The organism is Pseudomonas sp. B21-040, from assembly GCF_024748695.1.
Taxonomy (GTDB): Bacteria; Pseudomonadota; Gammaproteobacteria; order Pseudomonadales; family Pseudomonadaceae; genus Aquipseudomonas.
The window spans coordinates 3,965,899-3,983,591 of sequence record NZ_CP087176.1; the positions used below are offsets into that span (position 1 = coordinate 3,965,899).

Annotated in this window: 16 protein-coding genes and 1 pseudogene; 7 read left to right on the forward strand and 10 right to left on the reverse strand. The window is 58.8% G+C overall.

Features of this window, described 5'->3' with window-relative positions; all coding sequences use genetic code 11:
* The first annotated feature begins 29 nt into the window (after window positions 1–29).
* Entirely contained in the window at window positions 30–1,676 is a 1,647-nt protein-coding gene (gene mqo, locus LOY55_RS18175) for a malate dehydrogenase (quinone) (protein ID WP_258666105.1), read from the forward strand.
* Between the two features lie 298 nt (window positions 1,677–1,974).
* On the opposite strand, the gene LOY55_RS18180 is transcribed toward mqo, so the two are convergent.
* Entirely contained in the window at window positions 1,975–3,348 is a 1,374-nt protein-coding gene (locus tag LOY55_RS18180; RefSeq protein WP_258666107.1) for a transposase, read from the reverse strand.
* 299 nt (window positions 3,349–3,647) lie between these two features.
* On the opposite strand from LOY55_RS18180, the gene LOY55_RS18185 reads away from it, so the two are divergent.
* Window positions 3,648–4,448 (forward strand): lytic transglycosylase domain-containing protein, encoded by an 801-nt coding sequence (locus LOY55_RS18185; protein WP_109786193.1) that lies wholly within the window; start codon window positions 3,648–3,650, stop codon window positions 4,446–4,448.
* A 48-nt stretch (window positions 4,449–4,496) separates the two neighbouring features.
* Here the strand turns inward: LOY55_RS18185 and LOY55_RS18190 are convergent, their stop codons facing one another.
* From LOY55_RS18190 to LOY55_RS18210, 5 genes and pseudogenes are all read right to left on the reverse strand, one after another.
* Window positions 4,497–4,766 carry a hypothetical protein gene (locus tag LOY55_RS18190; protein WP_258666109.1) on the reverse strand — a complete coding sequence of 90 codons (270 nt, stop codon included), beginning with the start codon at window positions 4,764–4,766 and terminating at the stop codon, window positions 4,497–4,499.
* Window positions 4,767–4,887: 121 nt separating this feature from the next.
* Complete coding sequence (locus LOY55_RS18195) at window positions 4,888–5,922, reverse strand: sensor domain-containing diguanylate cyclase (protein WP_258666111.1); 1,035 nt, start codon at window positions 5,920–5,922, stop codon at window positions 4,888–4,890.
* A gap of 199 nt (window positions 5,923–6,121) precedes the next feature.
* Window positions 6,122–6,430: pseudogene (locus LOY55_RS18200) on the reverse strand (MFS transporter); the annotation flags it as partial.
* A 136-nt stretch (window positions 6,431–6,566) separates the two neighbouring features.
* A complete protein-coding gene (locus LOY55_RS18205; RefSeq protein ID WP_223525124.1) occupies window positions 6,567–6,980 on the reverse strand; it encodes a cupin domain-containing protein in 414 nt (137 codons plus the stop codon).
* Between the two features lie 42 nt (window positions 6,981–7,022).
* Complete coding sequence (locus LOY55_RS18210) at window positions 7,023–7,775, reverse strand: SDR family oxidoreductase (RefSeq protein WP_109786196.1); 753 nt, start codon at window positions 7,773–7,775, stop codon at window positions 7,023–7,025.
* Between the two features lie 256 nt (window positions 7,776–8,031).
* On the opposite strand from LOY55_RS18210, the gene LOY55_RS18215 reads away from it, so the two are divergent.
* On the forward strand, window positions 8,032–9,615 hold the full coding sequence (locus LOY55_RS18215) for a winged helix-turn-helix domain-containing protein (RefSeq protein WP_223525258.1): 1,584 nt from the start codon (window positions 8,032–8,034) through the stop codon (window positions 9,613–9,615).
* 282 nt (window positions 9,616–9,897) lie between these two features.
* Here the strand turns inward: LOY55_RS18215 and LOY55_RS18220 are convergent, their stop codons facing one another.
* Window positions 9,898–10,767: a GyrI-like domain-containing protein gene (locus tag LOY55_RS18220; RefSeq protein ID WP_223525122.1), complete on the reverse strand. Its 870-nt coding sequence runs from the start codon at window positions 10,765–10,767 to the stop codon at window positions 9,898–9,900.
* 978 nt (window positions 10,768–11,745) lie between these two features.
* Here LOY55_RS18220 and LOY55_RS18225 point away from each other — a divergent pair.
* From LOY55_RS18225 to LOY55_RS18240, 4 genes are read left to right on the forward strand one after another with little or no spacing between them, the layout of a single operon-like run.
* Complete coding sequence (locus tag LOY55_RS18225) at window positions 11,746–12,528, forward strand: transporter substrate-binding domain-containing protein (protein WP_258666114.1); 783 nt, start codon at window positions 11,746–11,748, stop codon at window positions 12,526–12,528.
* 55 nt (window positions 12,529–12,583) lie between these two features.
* On the forward strand, window positions 12,584–13,312 hold the full coding sequence (locus LOY55_RS18230) for an ABC transporter permease (protein WP_258666116.1): 729 nt from the start codon (window positions 12,584–12,586) through the stop codon (window positions 13,310–13,312).
* On the forward strand, window positions 13,309–14,019 hold the full coding sequence (locus LOY55_RS18235) for an ABC transporter permease (RefSeq protein ID WP_108231581.1): 711 nt from the start codon (window positions 13,309–13,311) through the stop codon (window positions 14,017–14,019). Before LOY55_RS18230 ends, LOY55_RS18235 begins: the two co-directional genes overlap by 4 nt.
* 17 nt (window positions 14,020–14,036) lie before the next feature.
* The gene (locus LOY55_RS18240; protein ID WP_223525118.1) at window positions 14,037–14,801 is read left to right on the forward strand and encodes an ABC transporter ATP-binding protein; all 765 of its coding nucleotides are present in this window, start codon (window positions 14,037–14,039) and stop codon (window positions 14,799–14,801) included.
* A 45-nt stretch (window positions 14,802–14,846) separates the two neighbouring features.
* On the opposite strand, the gene LOY55_RS18245 is transcribed toward LOY55_RS18240, so the two are convergent.
* The 3 genes from LOY55_RS18245 to hydA all read right to left on the reverse strand — a co-directional run bounded on the left by LOY55_RS18245 (window position 14,847) and on the right by hydA (window position 17,583).
* On the reverse strand, window positions 14,847–15,008 hold the full coding sequence (locus tag LOY55_RS18245; RefSeq protein ID WP_258666120.1) for an efflux RND transporter periplasmic adaptor subunit: 162 nt from the start codon (window positions 15,006–15,008) through the stop codon (window positions 14,847–14,849).
* A 395-nt stretch (window positions 15,009–15,403) separates the two neighbouring features.
* Window positions 15,404–16,150 carry a 2-keto-4-pentenoate hydratase gene (locus LOY55_RS18250; protein ID WP_258666122.1) on the reverse strand — a complete coding sequence of 249 codons (747 nt, stop codon included), beginning with the start codon at window positions 16,148–16,150 and terminating at the stop codon, window positions 15,404–15,406.
* Window positions 16,147–17,583 (reverse strand): dihydropyrimidinase, encoded by a 1,437-nt coding sequence (gene hydA / locus LOY55_RS18255; RefSeq protein WP_109786217.1) that lies wholly within the window; start codon window positions 17,581–17,583, stop codon window positions 16,147–16,149. Before hydA ends, LOY55_RS18250 begins: the two co-directional genes overlap by 4 nt.
* Window positions 17,584–17,693 lie beyond the last annotated feature (110 nt).

Sequence of the window (17,693 nt, forward strand, 5' to 3'; positions counted from 1 at the left end):
TCACCGTAAATCTGTGGGAGAAGCACAGGATGAACACGAAAAAACTGAGACACATTCTTGCCGGTTTAACGCTGTCATTTGGCGCTGTGCATTCGCACGCCGAAGAAGCCAAAAAAGTCGATGTATTGCTGATCGGTGGCGGCATCATGAGCGCGACCCTGGGCGTTTGGCTTAATGAGTTGGAGCCAGGGCTCTCGATGGAAATGGTCGAGCGCCTCGACGGTGTCGCCCTGGAAAGCTCCAATGGCTGGAACAACGCGGGTACAGGCCATTCGGCTTTGGCCGAGTTGAATTACACGCCGCAAGACGAGAACGGAAAAGTCACGATCTCGAAAGCTGTTGAAGTGAATGAAGGCTTCCAGTTGACCCGGCAATTCTGGGCTTGGCAGGTCAGGCAAGGCGTGCTGAAGAACCCACGTTCGTTCATCAATTCCACCCCGCACATGAGTTTCGTCTGGGGCGCTGACAACGCCAGCTTTCTGAAAAAGCGTTACGAGGCCTTGCAGGCCAGCCCGCTGTTCCGCGGTATGCAGTACTCCGAAGACCCGGCCGTGATCAAAAAATGGGTTCCGCTCATGATGGAGGGGCGTGATCCGAAGCAAAAAATTGCGGCCACGTGGAACCCCAATGGCACCGATGTCAATTTTGGAGAAGTGACCCGCCAACTGATCGGCTATCTGCAAACCTCGCCGAAATTTGCCCTGAAGCTGTCGAGCGAAGTGCAGGACATCACCCGAAACGAAGACGGTAGTTGGCGCGTCAGCTACAAAAACCTCAAGGACGGTAGCGAAACAGCAACCGATGCCAAGTTCCTGTTCATCGGTGCGGGGGGTGGAGCGCTGAAGCTGTTGCAGAAATCGGGAATTCCCGAGGCCAGGGAATATGCAGGCTTTCCAGTGGGCGGCTCATTCCTCGTGACAGAAAACCCGGCCATCACCGAGCGGCATCTCGCCAAGGCCTACGGCCAGGCTTCGGTGGGAGCGCCGCCCATGTCGGTTCCACATCTGGATACCCGCGTACTGGACGGTAAGCGCCTGATCCTGTTCGGTCCATTCGCAACCTTCAGTACCAAGTTTCTCAAACAGGGCTCTTTTCTGGACCTGCTGAGTACCACCACGACAGACAATGTGTGGCCGATGACTCGCGTCGGCATCAAGCAATATCCGCTGGTTGAGTACCTGGCGGGTCAGTTGATGCTGTCGGACGAGGATCGCCTCAATGCGTTGAAGGAATACTTCCCCAACGCCAAGGCCGAAGACTGGCATCTGTGGCAAGCAGGCCAGCGCGTGCAGGTGATCAAGCGTGATGAAGCGGCCGGTGGCGTCCTGAAACTGGGCACGGAGATTGTCACGTCCCAGGACGGCACCATTGCCGGCTTGCTGGGTGCATCTCCGGGCGCGTCGACCGCAGTACCGATCATGGTGAGCTTGCTGCAGAAGGTTTTCAAAGACAAAGTCGCGACGCCCGCCTGGCAGGAGAAACTGCATCAGATCCTCCCGAGCTACGGTACCCAACTTAACAATGATCCGGCAAAAGTGGCTGAAGAGTGGGCGTATACCGCCAAGATACTTGAACTGATGCCCCCACCGGCAATCAGTCAAGTCGCTACGCCGATGGCTGAAAAAGAGGAGAACAAGCCGGCGAAGGAAAAGGCACCGGCTGACATCGCACTGTGACCAGACGTCCACTCCTTCGCAGTGCTCGATGTAGCTGACCTGGAAACAAAAGCCCGCTGGACGTAAACGGTCAGCGGGCTTTTTCTTCACCATCAGCTGCGGGTCGACTGCGCCCCTTCGCGACAGGTAGCAATCGGCCGATTCTGTTGAAAAAGTCGGATTTTCAGCCTGAGTAAAATCAAGCACAGCTACCACCGGATAGCCTACTCACCACTTTGTGTGGTTTCTCGGCCCTTCGTTGACCTTTGCTGCGTCGTTATTGGGTTAATTTGAGGTTTTTGGCTTAGTGCAGGCGCACCTATCCCGTGACTGGTGGCCCTTGAGATGTCAGTTTGGCCAGCCGACGTAGGTTCTGCACTGTGGCTGCCAGCGTGAACTCATCGGTCGCGCCACTCATGCCACGTAGTCGCAAGCGATCCAATTTCAGGATGCGCTTGAGGTGGGCAAACAACATTTCGACCTTCTTACGTTCATGGCGAGAGCGCACGTACTCCGGCGTCGCTGCGATGCGTCGAGCGACATCACGAGCGGCTTCATGAACGCTGCGAGCGATCTTGCGAAACGACGTGTTCGGGCAGCACTTGGCTTTCATCGGACACGTCGCGCAGTCGGTCTGTCTGGAGCGGAAGATGATGGTGTTGGCTTTGGTGACGTGCGAACGCTCGTTCTTGAAGGCTCGCCATTCACTGCGTAATACGTTGCCAGCTGGGCAGCGGTATTCCTCGGCCTCTTCATTCCAGTGGAAATCGTTACTCGAAAAACTGTCGTTCTTGCGCTCGGTTTTGTCCCATACCGGCACATGCGGCTCGATGTCTTTTTCCTCCACCATCCAGGCCAACATCGGCGCTGTACCGTAAGCGGTATCGCCGATGAGGCGATCCGGCTTGATGTCGAACTGCGCTTCGACCCGGTCGATCATGGTCTTTGTACTCTCGACCTCAGCCGTGCGATGAGCCGGTGTGGGTTCCACATCCATGATGACGCCGTGCTCGGTATCGATCAGATAATTCGTAGAGTAAGCGTAGAACGCTGGGCCGCCTGGAGCTGCGGTCCAGCGGGCTTGAGGATCAGTCAGCGATAGGCGCTTCGGCAGCGTTTCGGCCAAAGCCTCTTCATCGAGCGCCTCAAGATACTCACGTACAGCGCGGGTGCTAAAGGCCGGATCGCTCCAGTTGATCGGCTCATCGCCCGGTACGCCGCGTTGCCGGCTGGCATCCGCCTTGATGATGCTGGCGTCCACGGCAAAGCCTTCGCCCTTGACCAACCCAGCGTCCATGCAACGACGCAGCACCTCGTTGAACAGCCAGCGAAACAGATCGCTGTCCCGAAAACGGCCGTGTCGATTTTTGGAAAAGGTCGAGTGATTGGGGACTTCATCTTCAAGGCTCAACCGGCAGAACCAGCGATACGCCAGGTTCAAATGGGCCTCTTCGCACAACCGGCGCTCTGAGCGAATGCCGTAGCAATAACCCACGATCAGCATGCGGATCATCAATTCAGGATCAATCGACGGGCGCCCAATCGGGCTGTAGAAGTCGGCGAGGTGATGGCGCAAATCGCTCAGATCGAGACACCGATCAATGCTGCGCAGAAGGTGATTGGCTGGGATGTGATCTTCAAGGTTGAACGAGTAAAACAGTCGCTCCTGCCCACTCGATAACTGTCCCATCATGCTGTGTGATCCCCCGCCGGCCAATGAAGCAATTTTGCCGCAGGCCAGACAGGGGAGCTACTTTTTCAACAGAATCGGCCAGAAGGAGACATTCGTTTGCGTCGGGATGTGCCACATCCTCGAAGGCACCGTGCGCCTGACCGATGCGGACGGCGTGGTGAAGAAACACGTTCCAAGGCCGGATACAAGGGGTATAACTATCAGAACAAAAGGCGGATCACCCAGAATAGGCCCTCCCAAGGCAGCGCCCGGGCCAGGCGCCCCAGGCCTGATCGGCGTCTGCGGCGCGGAGCGATGTGATGAGTTCCAGAGCATGGCGATGGGCTCGCAAGAGCCTTCTTGGCTGTATCGAGCTGGCCTTGCTGGTCGCGCCACTGTGCGCCAGCGCCATGTTCAAATGCCAAGCCAACGACGGAGCCATCAGCTACACCAACCAAGCCATCGCCAGCGCCCGCTGCACTCGCCTGAATGGTATGGCGGGTGTCGGCGCCAAGCCAATGGCCCTGCCACGGCTTGTGCAGGACGACAACTCAGGCGCGGTGCGGATTCGGGTGTTTACCTTCATCCACAGGGGTATTCGTCAATATGTGAGCCGGCGCCCCGTCGGGATCTCCGCACGGGTCGATGTCCTTGAGCTCTATGTCATCAAGGGCTGCTATCTGTGCAGGGTGCCGAAGGATTTCAAGGTCGCCTCACTGCGCCTGGACCCCCATTCCTACCAGCGGGAGATCGAAGCCGCTTCGGATCATTATGGTGTCGACAGGGCGCTAATCCGCGCAGTGATACATGCCGAATCGGCGTTTCGCCCCAACGCCATTTCCGAAGCCGGCGCCCAGGGGCTGATGCAGTTGATGCCCGCCACCGCCGAGCGCTTCGCCGTGGACAATCCGTTCGACGCACGACAGAACATTCGTGGCGGCGTGCGCTACCTGGCCTGGCTGCTCAAGCGCTTCAATGGCAACCAGGTGCTGGCGTTGGCAGGTTACAACGCCGGCGAAGCATCCGTGGTCGAGTACAACGGGGTGCCTCCCTACGCCGAGACGCAATCCTACGTCATCCTCGTGCAGTCCTTGACCGAACGCTATCGCAACCATCGCTAGTACCGCAGCGCGCATGCCGTGTCGAACACAATAACTCGTCGGGATGAATTACTCCCCGGATTGCAGACGCTCTATAGCTTCGAGAAGCTGGCCGTCGAAGTACTCGGTTCCATCTCGTTCCTCTTCTTCCATGCGGCGCTTTGCCTCGATGAGCAGGTGTTTGGTCGCGATGTTCTGATTCAAAAAAGTGGCGACCATAAGATCATTCAAACTCTCTAGAGGTGTGTCCCATGCCTCCCTGCAGCGCTGCATTAGCCCTGTGTGGTCATCCCCACTCCATGGACCTAAAATATTCGAGACTGCCAGGGTGCAGGTCATGAGTCTGCCTTTGAGAGAAATTGAAGGGCTGGTAATTTCGCACGCTCGGGGAATGTATGAATAGCGTAATTGAATGCCCGCTTCTGGTCGCTATCCGCCCCACAGCTGACCTTCGGCTTTCCTACAACCGTTGACGGTTTCTCTGCTGTTTCACCTTATACATCTCGCGGTCTGCCAGCTTTGTGGCCTCGTCCACAGTCATGCTGCCCGGTATCACTGCCACTACCCCAACACTCGCGCCGGTATATTGAATATCACCAAGACCGTGGCCCAGCTCATATCGCCCTATCGTCGCTTTGGACAGGCGATCCTGAAGCAGTTCGGCGGCATGTCGCATGTCGTTCGCCGGGTCGGTGTGTTCGGAGGGTGTGCCCAAGGCGATCACGATGAACTCATCACCGCCAGTACGCCCGATGATGTCGCTGGTTCTAAGGTCATGCTGCAGTTTTGCGGCCACGCCGCGCAGTAGCTGGTCTCCTGCCAGGTGGCCGCGGGTATCGTTGATGAACTTGAACCCATCCAGATCGATGACACCCATGAGTATGTACTTGCTCTCCCGCTGGGCCAGGGCGAACAGGCGCGCAGCATCGTTTAGGATGGCACGCCGGTTAGACAGGCCGGTGAGTGGATCTGTCAGGGCCAGTTTGGTCAACTCGGCGTTGGCAGCCTGGAGTCGCTCAACAAGCAGCCCACGTTCAAGGGAATACCCCAGCAACCCTGACAGCAGCATCAGCAAGGGTTCCACGTCAGCAGAGCGGGCCACTTGATCCGAGCTGGCAGCACATACCGTTCCCAGCACTTGCCCATCCTGGGATCTGATTGGCGCACTCACGTAGGTTCTGATGCCCAAGGCCGCGGCGGCCTCCGAATCACCCCAACATTCGGCAACATTGTCCGAGTACATGCGATTCTCATCCAGCGCCCGCTTGCACAGAGTATCTGCCCAAGGCACGACCAGCCCTTCAGGAATGACCATGTCACCGACGTTACGTGCGAACTCGACACGCTGGACACCCTCGTCGGTATCAATGGTCGTCAGGTAGGTCGACTCCATACCGGTTATCTTACTGAGCAGGGTCAGCAAGGGACGCGTGAGCTGCTCCAGGGTTTGGGCTTTGGGAATGGTATCGGAGAGAAGAGAAAGAATCTGATCCATTTGGGCGTGCCGATAGCAAAGGGGTATTTCAATTATCGACTAATCGGCGGATTACTGAACAGCGCAAGGCTTCACCTGAATAAGACGGCTAGAACCATGGAGCAATCGCTTCTGGCCGATTGCTGCCTGTCACGACCGGCTGAAACCGACCCAATATAGGGATTTTGTTGGTGGCTACCCCCCTTCCGACTTCAGCTAAGGCCCGCATCGCACGCACCTTCGCGTATTTCGAGAGCCCAATCTTGATGCCCACCAGCACAGGCGCGGCAACGACAAACAGCAGCGCAACGGCAAAAAACGCCGTTTCGAAAGCAATCACCGTCGCCTGACCTGACACAACTTTGCCCAGCAGACTCGTCGCTGCCCGCCCGGCGGCGACTTGATCCACGCCCTTCCCCGCCAGCATCACCCCCGTGGTGGTCAGCCGTTCGATGAGCGCGTTTCCCCCAGGGGTGACGTTGGCGCCGAGGACCGTGCCATTGATGACGACATGATGTTCGATCAGCGACGCACAGCAGTTTGCCGAGGGTCTTGCGCTTGTTTCGCCGCGCCACGACGGCAGGGGTTGCGGGGCCCGAGTCAGCGGCAAGGGCGGCAGAAGCCTGCCGCCCGGCTGTCGAACTTTCATGAGTGCGTTGACCGGCTCACTTTTTGATCGGTGTGACGAGTTCCTTTTCGTTGGTGTCGAGGACGAACACTGCCAGCAGGCGTGCAGGCTGGGTGTCGCTGGCGTTGGCGCTGACCAGGTGCACGGAGCCCGGCTCCTCTACGAAGTTTTCGCCGACGGTGTAGATCTTTTCCGGCTGGCCTTTGACGTGGATGCGAAATGAGCCTTCCAGGACGGTTGCATAGATGAAGGCCGTTTTCGGATGGGTGTGGGATGGCGACGCGGCGCCCGGCCCATACTCGACGACCACGCCTTTCATGCTCTTGCCGGGAAGATTGGGAATGGGACGGTCGAATACGACCGTCACCTTGCCGTGGGGCGGCTCAGCGGCGGACGCTGCGCTGATCGAGAGCGCGGCGAAGACGGCGGCCATCAGGATTCGGGTAACCATGGGATTGCTCCTTCGTGGATAGGGATGTGAGGGTGCGAGCCGTCACCGGCTCGCCGACCGAGCGATCCAGTCTTCGAAGCGGATCGCGCCCAGGCGTGGGTTCTTGCCAGGCACCAGCGATTGATCGTTGAGCACGGCACCGAAGTAACGTGCGTGCACGTCCGGCAAGACCTTGCGGTTGTCCCGGGTCGCCCGCAGAAAACGCCGGGCCAGTTCGTCGATCGGCATGGCTTCCGGGCCGCCGACTTCAACCGTGCCATTGACCGGTGCTGCCAGCACCACATCGACCAGCGCCGCCACCACGTCGTCGGACGCTATCGGCTGGATCAGCGCCGGCGAAACACAATATTCCTCGCCGACGGCGAACGACTGGACGATGCCTTCGACAAACTCGAAGAACTGCGTGGCACGCAGGAGGGAGTAAGGAATGCCGGACGCCTTGATCAAGTTTTCCTGCGCGACCTTGGCCCGGAAATAACCGCTGTCGGGAAGCCGTTCGCTGCCGACGATCGACAGCGCTACGTGATGACGAACCCCGGCGGCCGCTTCGGCAGCCAGCAGGTTACGTGTCGATGTTTCGAAGAAATCGAGTACGGCCTGGTCCTCCCACGACGGCGCGTTCGCCACGTCGACAACGATGTCAGTACCATCCATCGCTGCGGCCAGGCCTTCGCGGGTGATGCTGTTCACGCCCGTGCTGGGGCTGGCGGCGACCACGTCATGGCCGCGCTCGCGAAGGATGTTCACAAGTTTCGATCCGATGAGGCCGGAGCCTCCGATAACTACGATCTTCATGGCTTTTCTCCACTTGTCGACTGCAATCATTGCGTCGGTGTAGAGAGGTTGCGCGCGCGTGCACGGCAAGTCCTTGCAGCAAGCTTGGATTTACCTTCGTGAACGCTTGGATTTGCGTCCAGAGAAGCGGTTATTCGTCCATCCTCACCGTGGACCATGCAGGGGGTTTCGAGCTGACGTATTATCAATCTCAACTAAAATATCGCCAGCGGCCTGGGACACGGAGTTGAAGGCGCTTTGCCAGGGGAAGCCCACTTTGCAATTCGCGTTTGAAGATTTCGTGCTCGATCAAGAGCGCCGGGAATTGACCTTGCGTGGGCAAGCCGTGGCCGTCGGGCCACAGACCTTCGATCTATTGCAGTATCTGGTGAACAACCGCGATTGCGTTGTCAGCAAGGACGACCTGCTCAAGGCCGTGTGGAGCGGCCGGATCGTCTCGGAATCGACGATCACCAGCCACATCAATGCGGTGCGCAAGGCCATCGGCGATACGGGCGAAGAGCAGCGCCTTGTCCGCACGGTTGCCCGCAAGGGTTACCGTTTTGTCGGCGAGGTAGAACAAGCGCGAGCGCCTGGCGAACCAGGCATCGGCGAACACACGCCCTTCACCCCCAATGAACTCCCCCCTGCCGTGCTCACCCTTCCGGACAAGCCCTCCATTACCGTCCTGCCCTTCCAGAATCTGAGCGGCGACCCAGAGCAGGAATACTTCGCCGACGGCGTGGTAGAGGACATCATCGCCGCCCTCTCGCGGATCCGCTGGCTGTTCGTCATCGCGCGCAATTCGAGCTTCACCTACAAGGGTCAGGCGGTGGACATCCAAGGCATCGGTCAGACGCTGGGCGTTCGCTACGTGCTCGAAGGCAGCGTGCGCAAGTGCGGGAACAAGGTGCGCATCACCGGGCAACTCATCGACGCGACAAGTGGTACGCATATCTGGGCGGAACGCTTCGAAGGCCTGCTCGACGACATCTTCGAGCTGCAGGATCAAATCGCCGAAAGCGTCGTCGGTGCCATCGCGCCGCAACTGGAACGGGCAGAAATCGAACGCGCCAAACGCAAACCCACTGAAAGCCTCGACGCCTACGACTATTACCTGAGAGGCATGGCAAAACTGCACAGCGGCACCCGTGAAGCCATCGCGGAGGCGCTGCCGATGTTCTACACGGCCATCGAACTCGATCCGGAATTCGCTTCGGCCTATGGCATGGCCGCCTGGTGCCACTTCTGGCGCAAGCTCAACGGCTGGATGACCGACCGGCCGGCAGAAATTGCCGAAGGCACACGGCTCGCGCGCCTGGCGGTGACACTCGGACGCGATGATGCCGTCGCGTTGACCCGCGGCGGGCATGCGCTCGCTCATCTGGCCGGTGATGTCGATGGCGGCATTGCGCTGCTCGACAGGGCGCGCCTGCTCAATCCCAACCTCGCCCCCGCCTGGTTCCTGGGCGGTATCTTGCGTGCACTGCGCGGTGAAACAGAAGGCGCCATCAAGGACTTGACCCATGCCGTTCGCTTGAGCCCGGTGGACCCCGAAATGTTCAGGATGCAAATCGGAATGTCGCTCGCGCACTTCTTCGCCGGCCGCTTCGATCTCGCTGCGCAATGGGCGGAAAAAGCCTTGGGCAACCTGCCCAGTCTGCTGGCCCCGGCGGCTCTGGTGGCAGCCAGCTATGCGCTCAGCGGACGAATGGACAAAGCGAAGCAGGCAATGCAGCACCTGCAAGAGCTGGATCCGTTGTTGCGGGTTTCTAACCTTAGGGATTGGCTGCCTATCCAGCGTGCGGAGGATCTTGCACGGTTTGCGGATGGATTGCGGCGGGCTGGGTTGGCAGAGTGAGCTTGGGATGGCTGACTGTAGGAATATTGGATGTTTTATCGATTCAGGCAGAAAAGCGGTTCGCGTGTTAATCAGAACTGCCAAACCCACGATAACCATGATCGGTAGAGCGCTGCAGATTGCTTCCTAGGGTGGCAACAGGCAGAAATAGGCCAGCATGAAAAAAAATGAAAAAAGTGACTGATTTATTTTTCCATTCAAAAGGGGACGTAAAAATCTGTCCCCATTTTTTCATGAACTCAACGACGATCGTTCCAAACCAGAAGCAACATGTCCGCTCCGCTATTGCAAAGGTACATATATATCGGTCTGCCATTGATCCTGCGGTGTCTCGAGGGAAATGCTTAGATAATCGAAGAACAACGGCTGGTCTCGAAGCTCCTCGCCGCTGGTAGGGAGCCAGTCGCGATAGATCGGATAAATCGATTCGCCGATGTGATCCGTCGAGCCCACGTGACGCACCACGACGCAGCGCCCGCCAGGGATAACTCTCTCGATTACGCCGAAATCATTCGCTGCTACTGCCTCGTGAATCTCGCCACAGATTGCAAACCGGAACTCTTCGGCCGGAGTCGTATCGGGGTTGCCGGAAGGAATACCAAAGCTGCGACTGGATGCCACCGGCGACTGTCCGCTCTGCATGCGCCACTCGATAAATTTACGCACGCTCTCATTAATGGACCCGGGCGCTCCGCAATGCTCGAGTGCTGCAACCCTGACTTCGTGAAACTCCACAATTCGTATCTGCATGATGATGTTCCTGGAAAAATGAGGGATGGTAAACACCGCACTCCAGACCTGCCAATTGGGTTGCTTCCTGAATGCACTCGGCGTCATACCGAACGCCCGCCTGAACGCCCTGGAAAATGCTTCGGGGCTTTCGAAACCCGCACCGAAAGCGGCGTCCAGCACCGAGTAATTCGCCAGAGAAGACAAGCAATGCGCCGCGCGTCGTAGTCGCATCAGTTGTACATAACGTGAAACTGGCACGCCCACGAACGCGGTGAATTGGCGATGGAAGTGAAACGCCGAAAAGTTCGCGACTTCGCTCAACGTCTTCACGGACAAGTCACCTTCGAGATTGGCGTCGATGTAGGCGAGTACCAGGTCGAAGCGTTTTGTGTAGGCGGCGTTGCTCGGCAAGTCAGGCACTGGATGGAGGCTCCGGGAAATACGGTAGGCAATAGAGTCGACTATACCGGCGTGCCCGCGCCTAGCCGTGTTTGCTCAGGTCGCGATTGAATGGCCTGTTCGACATGGCCGCCTTGGATGCACCGTCTTGAAGGCAAGCGGGCAGTTCATCTGAGCCTCCGATTGTTAAATTCTGTACGCCCGACAGCCAAAAGTGGACTCTGCAACGTAATTGCCTGTCAGATACGTCTCCCTTTCGAGTTTTCACATAGCTTGGGCCAATAACGGACGCTGGATGATGACCGCTTCGCTCCCTGAAGCGCCAAGGAAACTCGAAAGGTATCTGCTGGCACCGTTAGATACGGGTTCAATTTGGTCGCGGCTCAGGTGGACAGGCGTTAGATCTCAAGATCCGCAAAACAGACCGCAAGTCACGAACGGCGTGGTCTGCGAGTCAATTCCGACATGTGTTGACGCCGAGGTTTGAAAACAGCAACCGGACCGTATTTAGCGACCAGGCAAGCCTCCCCACAACGACGAAAACAACCTTTGGTGGGGTGCAAAAACCGCATCCCGTTGCGACGTCGCAACACGTTCGGTCTCCCGCGAAGTAAACGCCCTTACGAGCCGAGGGCAGGCATTCGGACGGCAAGGGGTTTGCCGTGATTCACGGGTTGAAGGACGGTAGAAACGAAAATTCGGGTAAACCGCTGGAGCGCACGCCGCGTAATTTCACACTTTGTTACCGCATACCCCATCCGGGTGTAAAAACCTGCTTTGGTAACAGCCTCGCAGGCTGCCTCACTCCCTGCGCTCACCTGCCTGCCAAGCCCTTACCAGAGCGCTGTACGCGCTTTCTCAAACGTCCAATCCGCGAATTGGCCGGGTGATTGCATATGCTTGTCTGTACAAGTATCTGCGTGTGCATAAGACATTGTGCCAAGCAGTACACGTGCTCTTGCGTCACAAGCGCTTTCGATGGTCCCAGGGAATAAAATAATGAAAAAAGTATTTCTCACCCTTTCTGCATTAGCTTTGTGTGTGGCTGCCGGTTCTGCGCTGGCCAAGGAGTACAAGGAGTTGCGTTTTGGCGTCGACCCCTCTTATGCGCCATTCGAATCCAAGGCTGCCGATGGCAGCCTGGTGGGCTTCGATATCGACTTGGGCAACGCGATCTGCGCTGAGCTGAAGGTCAAGTGCAAATGGGTCGAAAATGACTTCGACGGCATGATTCCCGGCCTCAAGGCCAACAAGTTCGACGGCGTGATCTCTTCGATGACCGCCACGCCAGCGCGTGAGAAAGTTATCGACTTCTCAAACGAGCTGTTCTCTGGCCCGACCGCGCTGGTCTTCAAGAAAGGCGCGGCCATCGGCACCGATCCGGCCTCCCTCAAGGGCAAGAAAGTCGGCTACGAGCAAGGCACCATTCAGGAAGCCTATGCCAAGGCCGTACTGGACAAGGCCGGGGTAGAGACCCAGGCCTACGCCAACCAGGACCAGGTGTACGCTGACCTGATCTCCGGTCGTCTCGACGCTGGGATCCAGGACATGCTGCAAGCCGAACTGGGCTTCCTGAAGTCGCCACCAGGCGCCGACTTCCAAGTCAGCGAGCCGGTCGAAAGCCCGCTACTGCCAGCCAAAACCGCCGTGGGTCTCACCAAAGGCAACGCCGAGCTCCAGGCCTTGCTGAACAAAGGTATCAAGGCGCTGCACGACAATGGCACCTATGCGGCCGTCCAGCAGAAGCACTTTGGCGATCTGAATCTCTACAGCGGCAAATAATCACCCTGCGCCCATTTCCGGATGGGCACTTTATTGATTGAGGTAGGGCTGCTCAATGCTAGAAAACCTATTGCAGATTCTTGGGCTGTCAGGCTTTAGCCTTAAGGGTTTCGGCCCGCTGTTGCTGCAAGGCTCGTGGATGACTGTCAAATTATCCTTTCTGTGCTTGCTGGTGAGCGTTGGCCTGGGACTGATCGGCGCCAGCGCCAAGCTTTCGAAATCAGCACTGCTGCGCATCCCTGCGCAGGCCTACACCACGCTGATTCGCGGCGTGCCGGACCTGGTGCTGATGCTGTTGATCTTCTACAGCCTGCAAACCTGGCTAACCTCGTTTACCGATTTCATGGAATGGGAATACATCGAGATCAACCCGTTCAGTGCCGGGGTCATTACCCTGGGCTTCATCTACGGGGCGTATTTCACCGAAACCTTCCGTGGCGCCATCCTTGCCGTACCGCGAGGGCAGATGGAAGCGGCTACCGCCTACGGCCTGACCCGCGCTCAGCGCTTTCGCATCGTGGTGTTCCCGCAAATGATGCGTTTTGCCCTGCCGGGCATCGGTAATAACTGGATGGTGATCCTCAAGGCCACCGCGCTGGTGTCGATCATTGGCCTGGCCGATCTGGTCAAAGTGGCCCAGGACGCGGGCAAGAGCTCCTATCAGCTGTTCTTCTTCCTGATGCTGGCCGCCTTGATCTATCTGGTGATAACCACCGTTTCGAACTACGTCTTGCGCCGGATGGAAATCTTCTACGCCGCAGGCACCCGGGAGGCCGTGCGATGATCGAGCTACTGCAGGAGTACTGGAAACCTTTCCTGTTCCAGGACGGCAATCACATCACCGGGCTGGCCATGACCCTCTGGCTGCTCAGTGCTTCGATCTTCTTCGGCTTCGTGATGTCGATCCCGCTGTCGATCGCCCGGGTCTCGACCAATGTCTGGGTGCGCTGGCCGGTGCAGTTCTACACCTATCTGTTTCGGGGTACGCCTCTCTATATTCAGCTGCTGATTTGTTACACCGGTATTTACAGCCTGGCCGCGGTGCGTGCTCAGCCGGTACTGGATGCGTTCTTCCGCGATGCGATGAACTGCACCATCCTGGCCTTCGCCCTGAACACCTGCGCCTACACCACGGAGATCTTCGCTGGGGCCATTCGCAGCATGAACCACGGTGAAGTCGAAGCGGCCAAAGCCTACGGACTGACCGGCTGGAAGCTGTACACCTACGTGATCATGCCGTCCGCCCTGCGTCGCTCGCTGCCTTACTACAGCAACGAAGTGATTCTGATGCTGCACTCGACCACCGTGGCCTTCACCGCGACCATTCCGGACATTCTGAAAGTCGCGCGAGACGCCAACTCGGCGACCTTCCTGACCTTCCAGTCGTTCGGCCTCGCCGCGTTGATCTACCTGGCAGTCACTTTCTCCCTGGTCGGCCTGTTCCGCCTGGCTGAACGCCGTTGGTTGTCTTTCCTCGGCCCGGCTCACTAAATTCAGGATGCTTGTTCATGTACAAACTGACCGTTGAAAACCTGCACAAAAGTTATGGCAACCATGAAGTCCTCAAGGGCGTTTCGCTAAACGCCAAGACCGGCGATGTGATCAGCCTGATCGGCGCCAGTGGTTCGGGCAAGAGCACCTTTCTGCGTTGCATCAACTTCCTGGAAACGCCCAACGACGGCGCCATGAGCCTGGATAACCAGCCGATTCAAATGGTCCATGATCGCCACGGAATGCGCGTGGCCGACGCCAATGAACTGCAACGCATCCGCACTCGCCTGGCGATGGTGTTCCAGCACTTCAACCTGTGGAGCCACATGACCGTACTGGAAAACATCACCATGGCCCCACGCCGGGTGCTGGGCGTCAGCAAGAAGGACGCGGAGGATCGCGCCCGGCGCTACCTGGACAAGGTCGGTTTGCCGGCACGGGTTGCAGATCAATACCCGGCGTTTCTCTCGGGTGGTCAGCAGCAACGGGTCGCCATTGCCCGTGCCCTGAGCATGGAACCGGAGATCATGCTGTTCGATGAGCCGACTTCGGCCCTGGACCCGGAACTGGTGGGCGAAGTGCTCAAGGTGATCCAGGGGCTGGCCGAAGAAGGCCGCACCATGATCATGGTGACCCACGAAATGAGCTTTGCGCGCAAAGTGTCGAACCAGGTGCTGTTCCTGCACCAGGGGCGGGTCGAAGAGCAAGGTGCGCCCGAGGACGTATTGGGCAACCCCAAAAGCGAGCGCCTGCAGCAATTCCTCAGCGGCAGCCTGAAGTAACCGGAGCGCCTTCGAGCGACGGCAGGGACGCTCGAAGGCGCTGGCTCAACCCTCAAAACGCCCACGTTCAACCTGAGCAATCAGTGTTGCCGGCATCCCTGTGATGCCGTAGCCGCTGACGAGCCGCGGCCAACAGACCAGACCGCTTCGCTTCAAAACAAGGAACTCTGTCTGAGCAGCCACCCACTCTGGAACCAAGGTATCCACCAACGCCGCATTGCTTTCTCAATCCGTGGTCAGCGACTCGGGGCGATTTCAGTCTGACGTGGCAGATAGGAATTGGCCGGTAGCGAGAGAAGCTACGAAAGGTAAAGTGGAGCGCATAGCTGAACCTCTGCTGCGCGGGGCAACCAACCGCTTCTAAAACTAAAGAACTGAGAGGTTGGCTATGACGGCGAACGAGGATCTGATTGATTGGAATGGCCGCTGGCGTATCTCTAACAGTGCGGTGTCTTGCAGAGCGCTTCCAACTCGCAAGCCAACGTAGGGAGAGGGGCCTGAGGGAATACCCAGAGGCAAGCCTCAAAAGCCCACGCGTTTTAAGCAGGAGCAATGCGCCGACTGGCTCCGTTAACTGGAAATCAGCAAGCCTTTGAAACGCATCACGTCGACAAGGCAACCCGTCCTATCCCGGCAAACTCAACTTCCACTTGCACCCCGGCCGACGCCCAGTAGATACCGGTCCAGCTACCACTAGCCACCAGGTCACCGGCTCGCAAGGGGCTGCCCAGTGCTGCAGCGTGACGCGCCAGCCACGGCAGCGAACTCAGCGGTTCACCGAATGGATGGCTGCCAACGCCGACGAATTCAGGTTCCCCGGCCACCCGCAACGCCACCTGTTGTCTTGACCAATCCGGCATTTCCCCCAGCGTTTTCGGTGCACCGAGTACCAGCGCGCGGTTGAGCTGCTGGTCAGCCAGCCGAAGCAGTGGCGCGGCCTGATCGCCCTGCAGCCAGCGCGTGCCACACAGTTCGATGCCCGGCATCCACACATCGACCGCCGCACAGGCCATGGCCAGATCAGTGTGCTGGTCGAGGTCGCGCGACAGGCGCACGATCAGTTCTCCCTCGATCCCGAAACCGAAGGCATCGCCCGGCGGAACCTGCCAACCCGACGGGTGTACCGCCATTGCCGGTACCCCGGCGGCGCTGATCAGCCCTCCCGGAGCGCCGCCCAGTTTCCAGGCCGCTGGCGGCCCGGAGGCGAACCAGCCGAGGGCATCCGCTACCTGGTGCTGCACGGCATAGGCTTCGGCTTCGCTAGCCAGTTCCAGGGTTGGCAACGGTTGTTGGCGCCCCTCACGCCAAGCACGAATCAGGGTGGCAGCCACCTGCGCGACCGCACTCACAATGCCAACTCAGTCTTACGTCGGCGCAGTTGCGCGGGCGCCGGGCGCTCGCACGGCAGAAACCGGCCGCGACCCGCCTCACCGCGCGGCTCGCCGTCCCAGACCACCTCACCGCGAGACAAGGTCATGGCCGGCCAGGCGCTCAGCGTCATGCCGGCGTAAGGCGTGTAATCGACGTTGTGGTGCAGCATTTCGTTGCACAGGTGCACCGACTCACCTTCGTTCCAGATCACCAGATCGGCATCAGCACCAATAGCGATGCTGCCCTTGCGCGGATACAGCCCATACATCTTGGCGGCATTAGTGGAGGTCAGCGCAACAAAGGTTTGCGGGGTGATGCGCCCACTGCGCACGCCTTCGGACCAGAGCAGTGCCATGCGGGTTTCGACACCGGGAATGCCGTTGGCGATCTGGTCGAACGACACCTCTTCACCGTGGGCCTTCTTGCCATCCGGGCCATCGAAGCGAAAGGGTGCGTGGTCTGACGAGAAAATCTCGAACGAGCCGTTCTCCAGGCCATCCCAGATCACCTGCTGGTTTGCTGCATCGCGCGGCGGCGGGCTGCAGATGCACTTGGCACCTTCGAAGCTGTCGTCACACCCCAGCGAGTCGGCGGTCAGGAACAGGTACTGCGGGCAGGTTTCGGCGTACACCTTCAACCCCTGGCTCTGGGCCCAGCGAATCTGCTCCACGGCCTCGCGACCCGACACGTGCACGATCAGGATCGGCACGTCCACCAGCTCGGCAAGGGCGATGGCACGATGGGTCGCTTCGCGCTCCACCAGCATCGGCCGCGACGCGGCGTGGTAGCGCGGCGCAGTCAGCCCGGCCGCCAGTAGTCGCTCGGTAAGCCAGGCGATGCAATCGCTGTTCTCGGCGTGGAGCATCACCATGGCGCCCTCACGGCGCGCCACCGACAAGGTCTCGAGAATCTCCCGGTCGCCCAGCTTCAGCGCATCGTAGGTCATGTAGATCTTGAACGATGTATAGCCTTCAGCAATCAAGGCCGGCAGTTCTTCACACAGCACCTGCGGGGTGGGGTCGGTGACGATCAGGTGAAAGGCATAATCGATCACCGGCTTGTTACCCGCCCGACGATGGTAGTCATCGACGGCAGAGCGCAAGCTTTCGCCCTTCTGCTGGCAGGCGAACGGGATGACGGTGGTGGTGCCGCCGCAGGCCGCCGAGACCGTGCCGCTGAAGAAGTCATCGGCCATCACCGAGCCGTCGCCAGTCGGCTGGTCGAGGTGCACGTGGCTGTCGATGCCACCGGGGGTGACATGCCGGCCTGCCGCGTCGATTTCCTGGTGACCTTGCGGCAGGTCCAGGCCAAGGGAGACGATGCGCCCGTCACGAATACCGATATCGCTGGTGAACGTGTCCGCGGCGGTTACCACGCGGGCGTTGCGAATCACCGTATCAAAAGGTTGCATATCAATCAGGCCTCTTCCAGAAGTAACCGGCCCCAGCCGATCAGGCGGCGCGTGTCTACGCCCTTGGTTTTCAACATGTCCCAGACCACTGTGGTAACGGTGTCGAATAC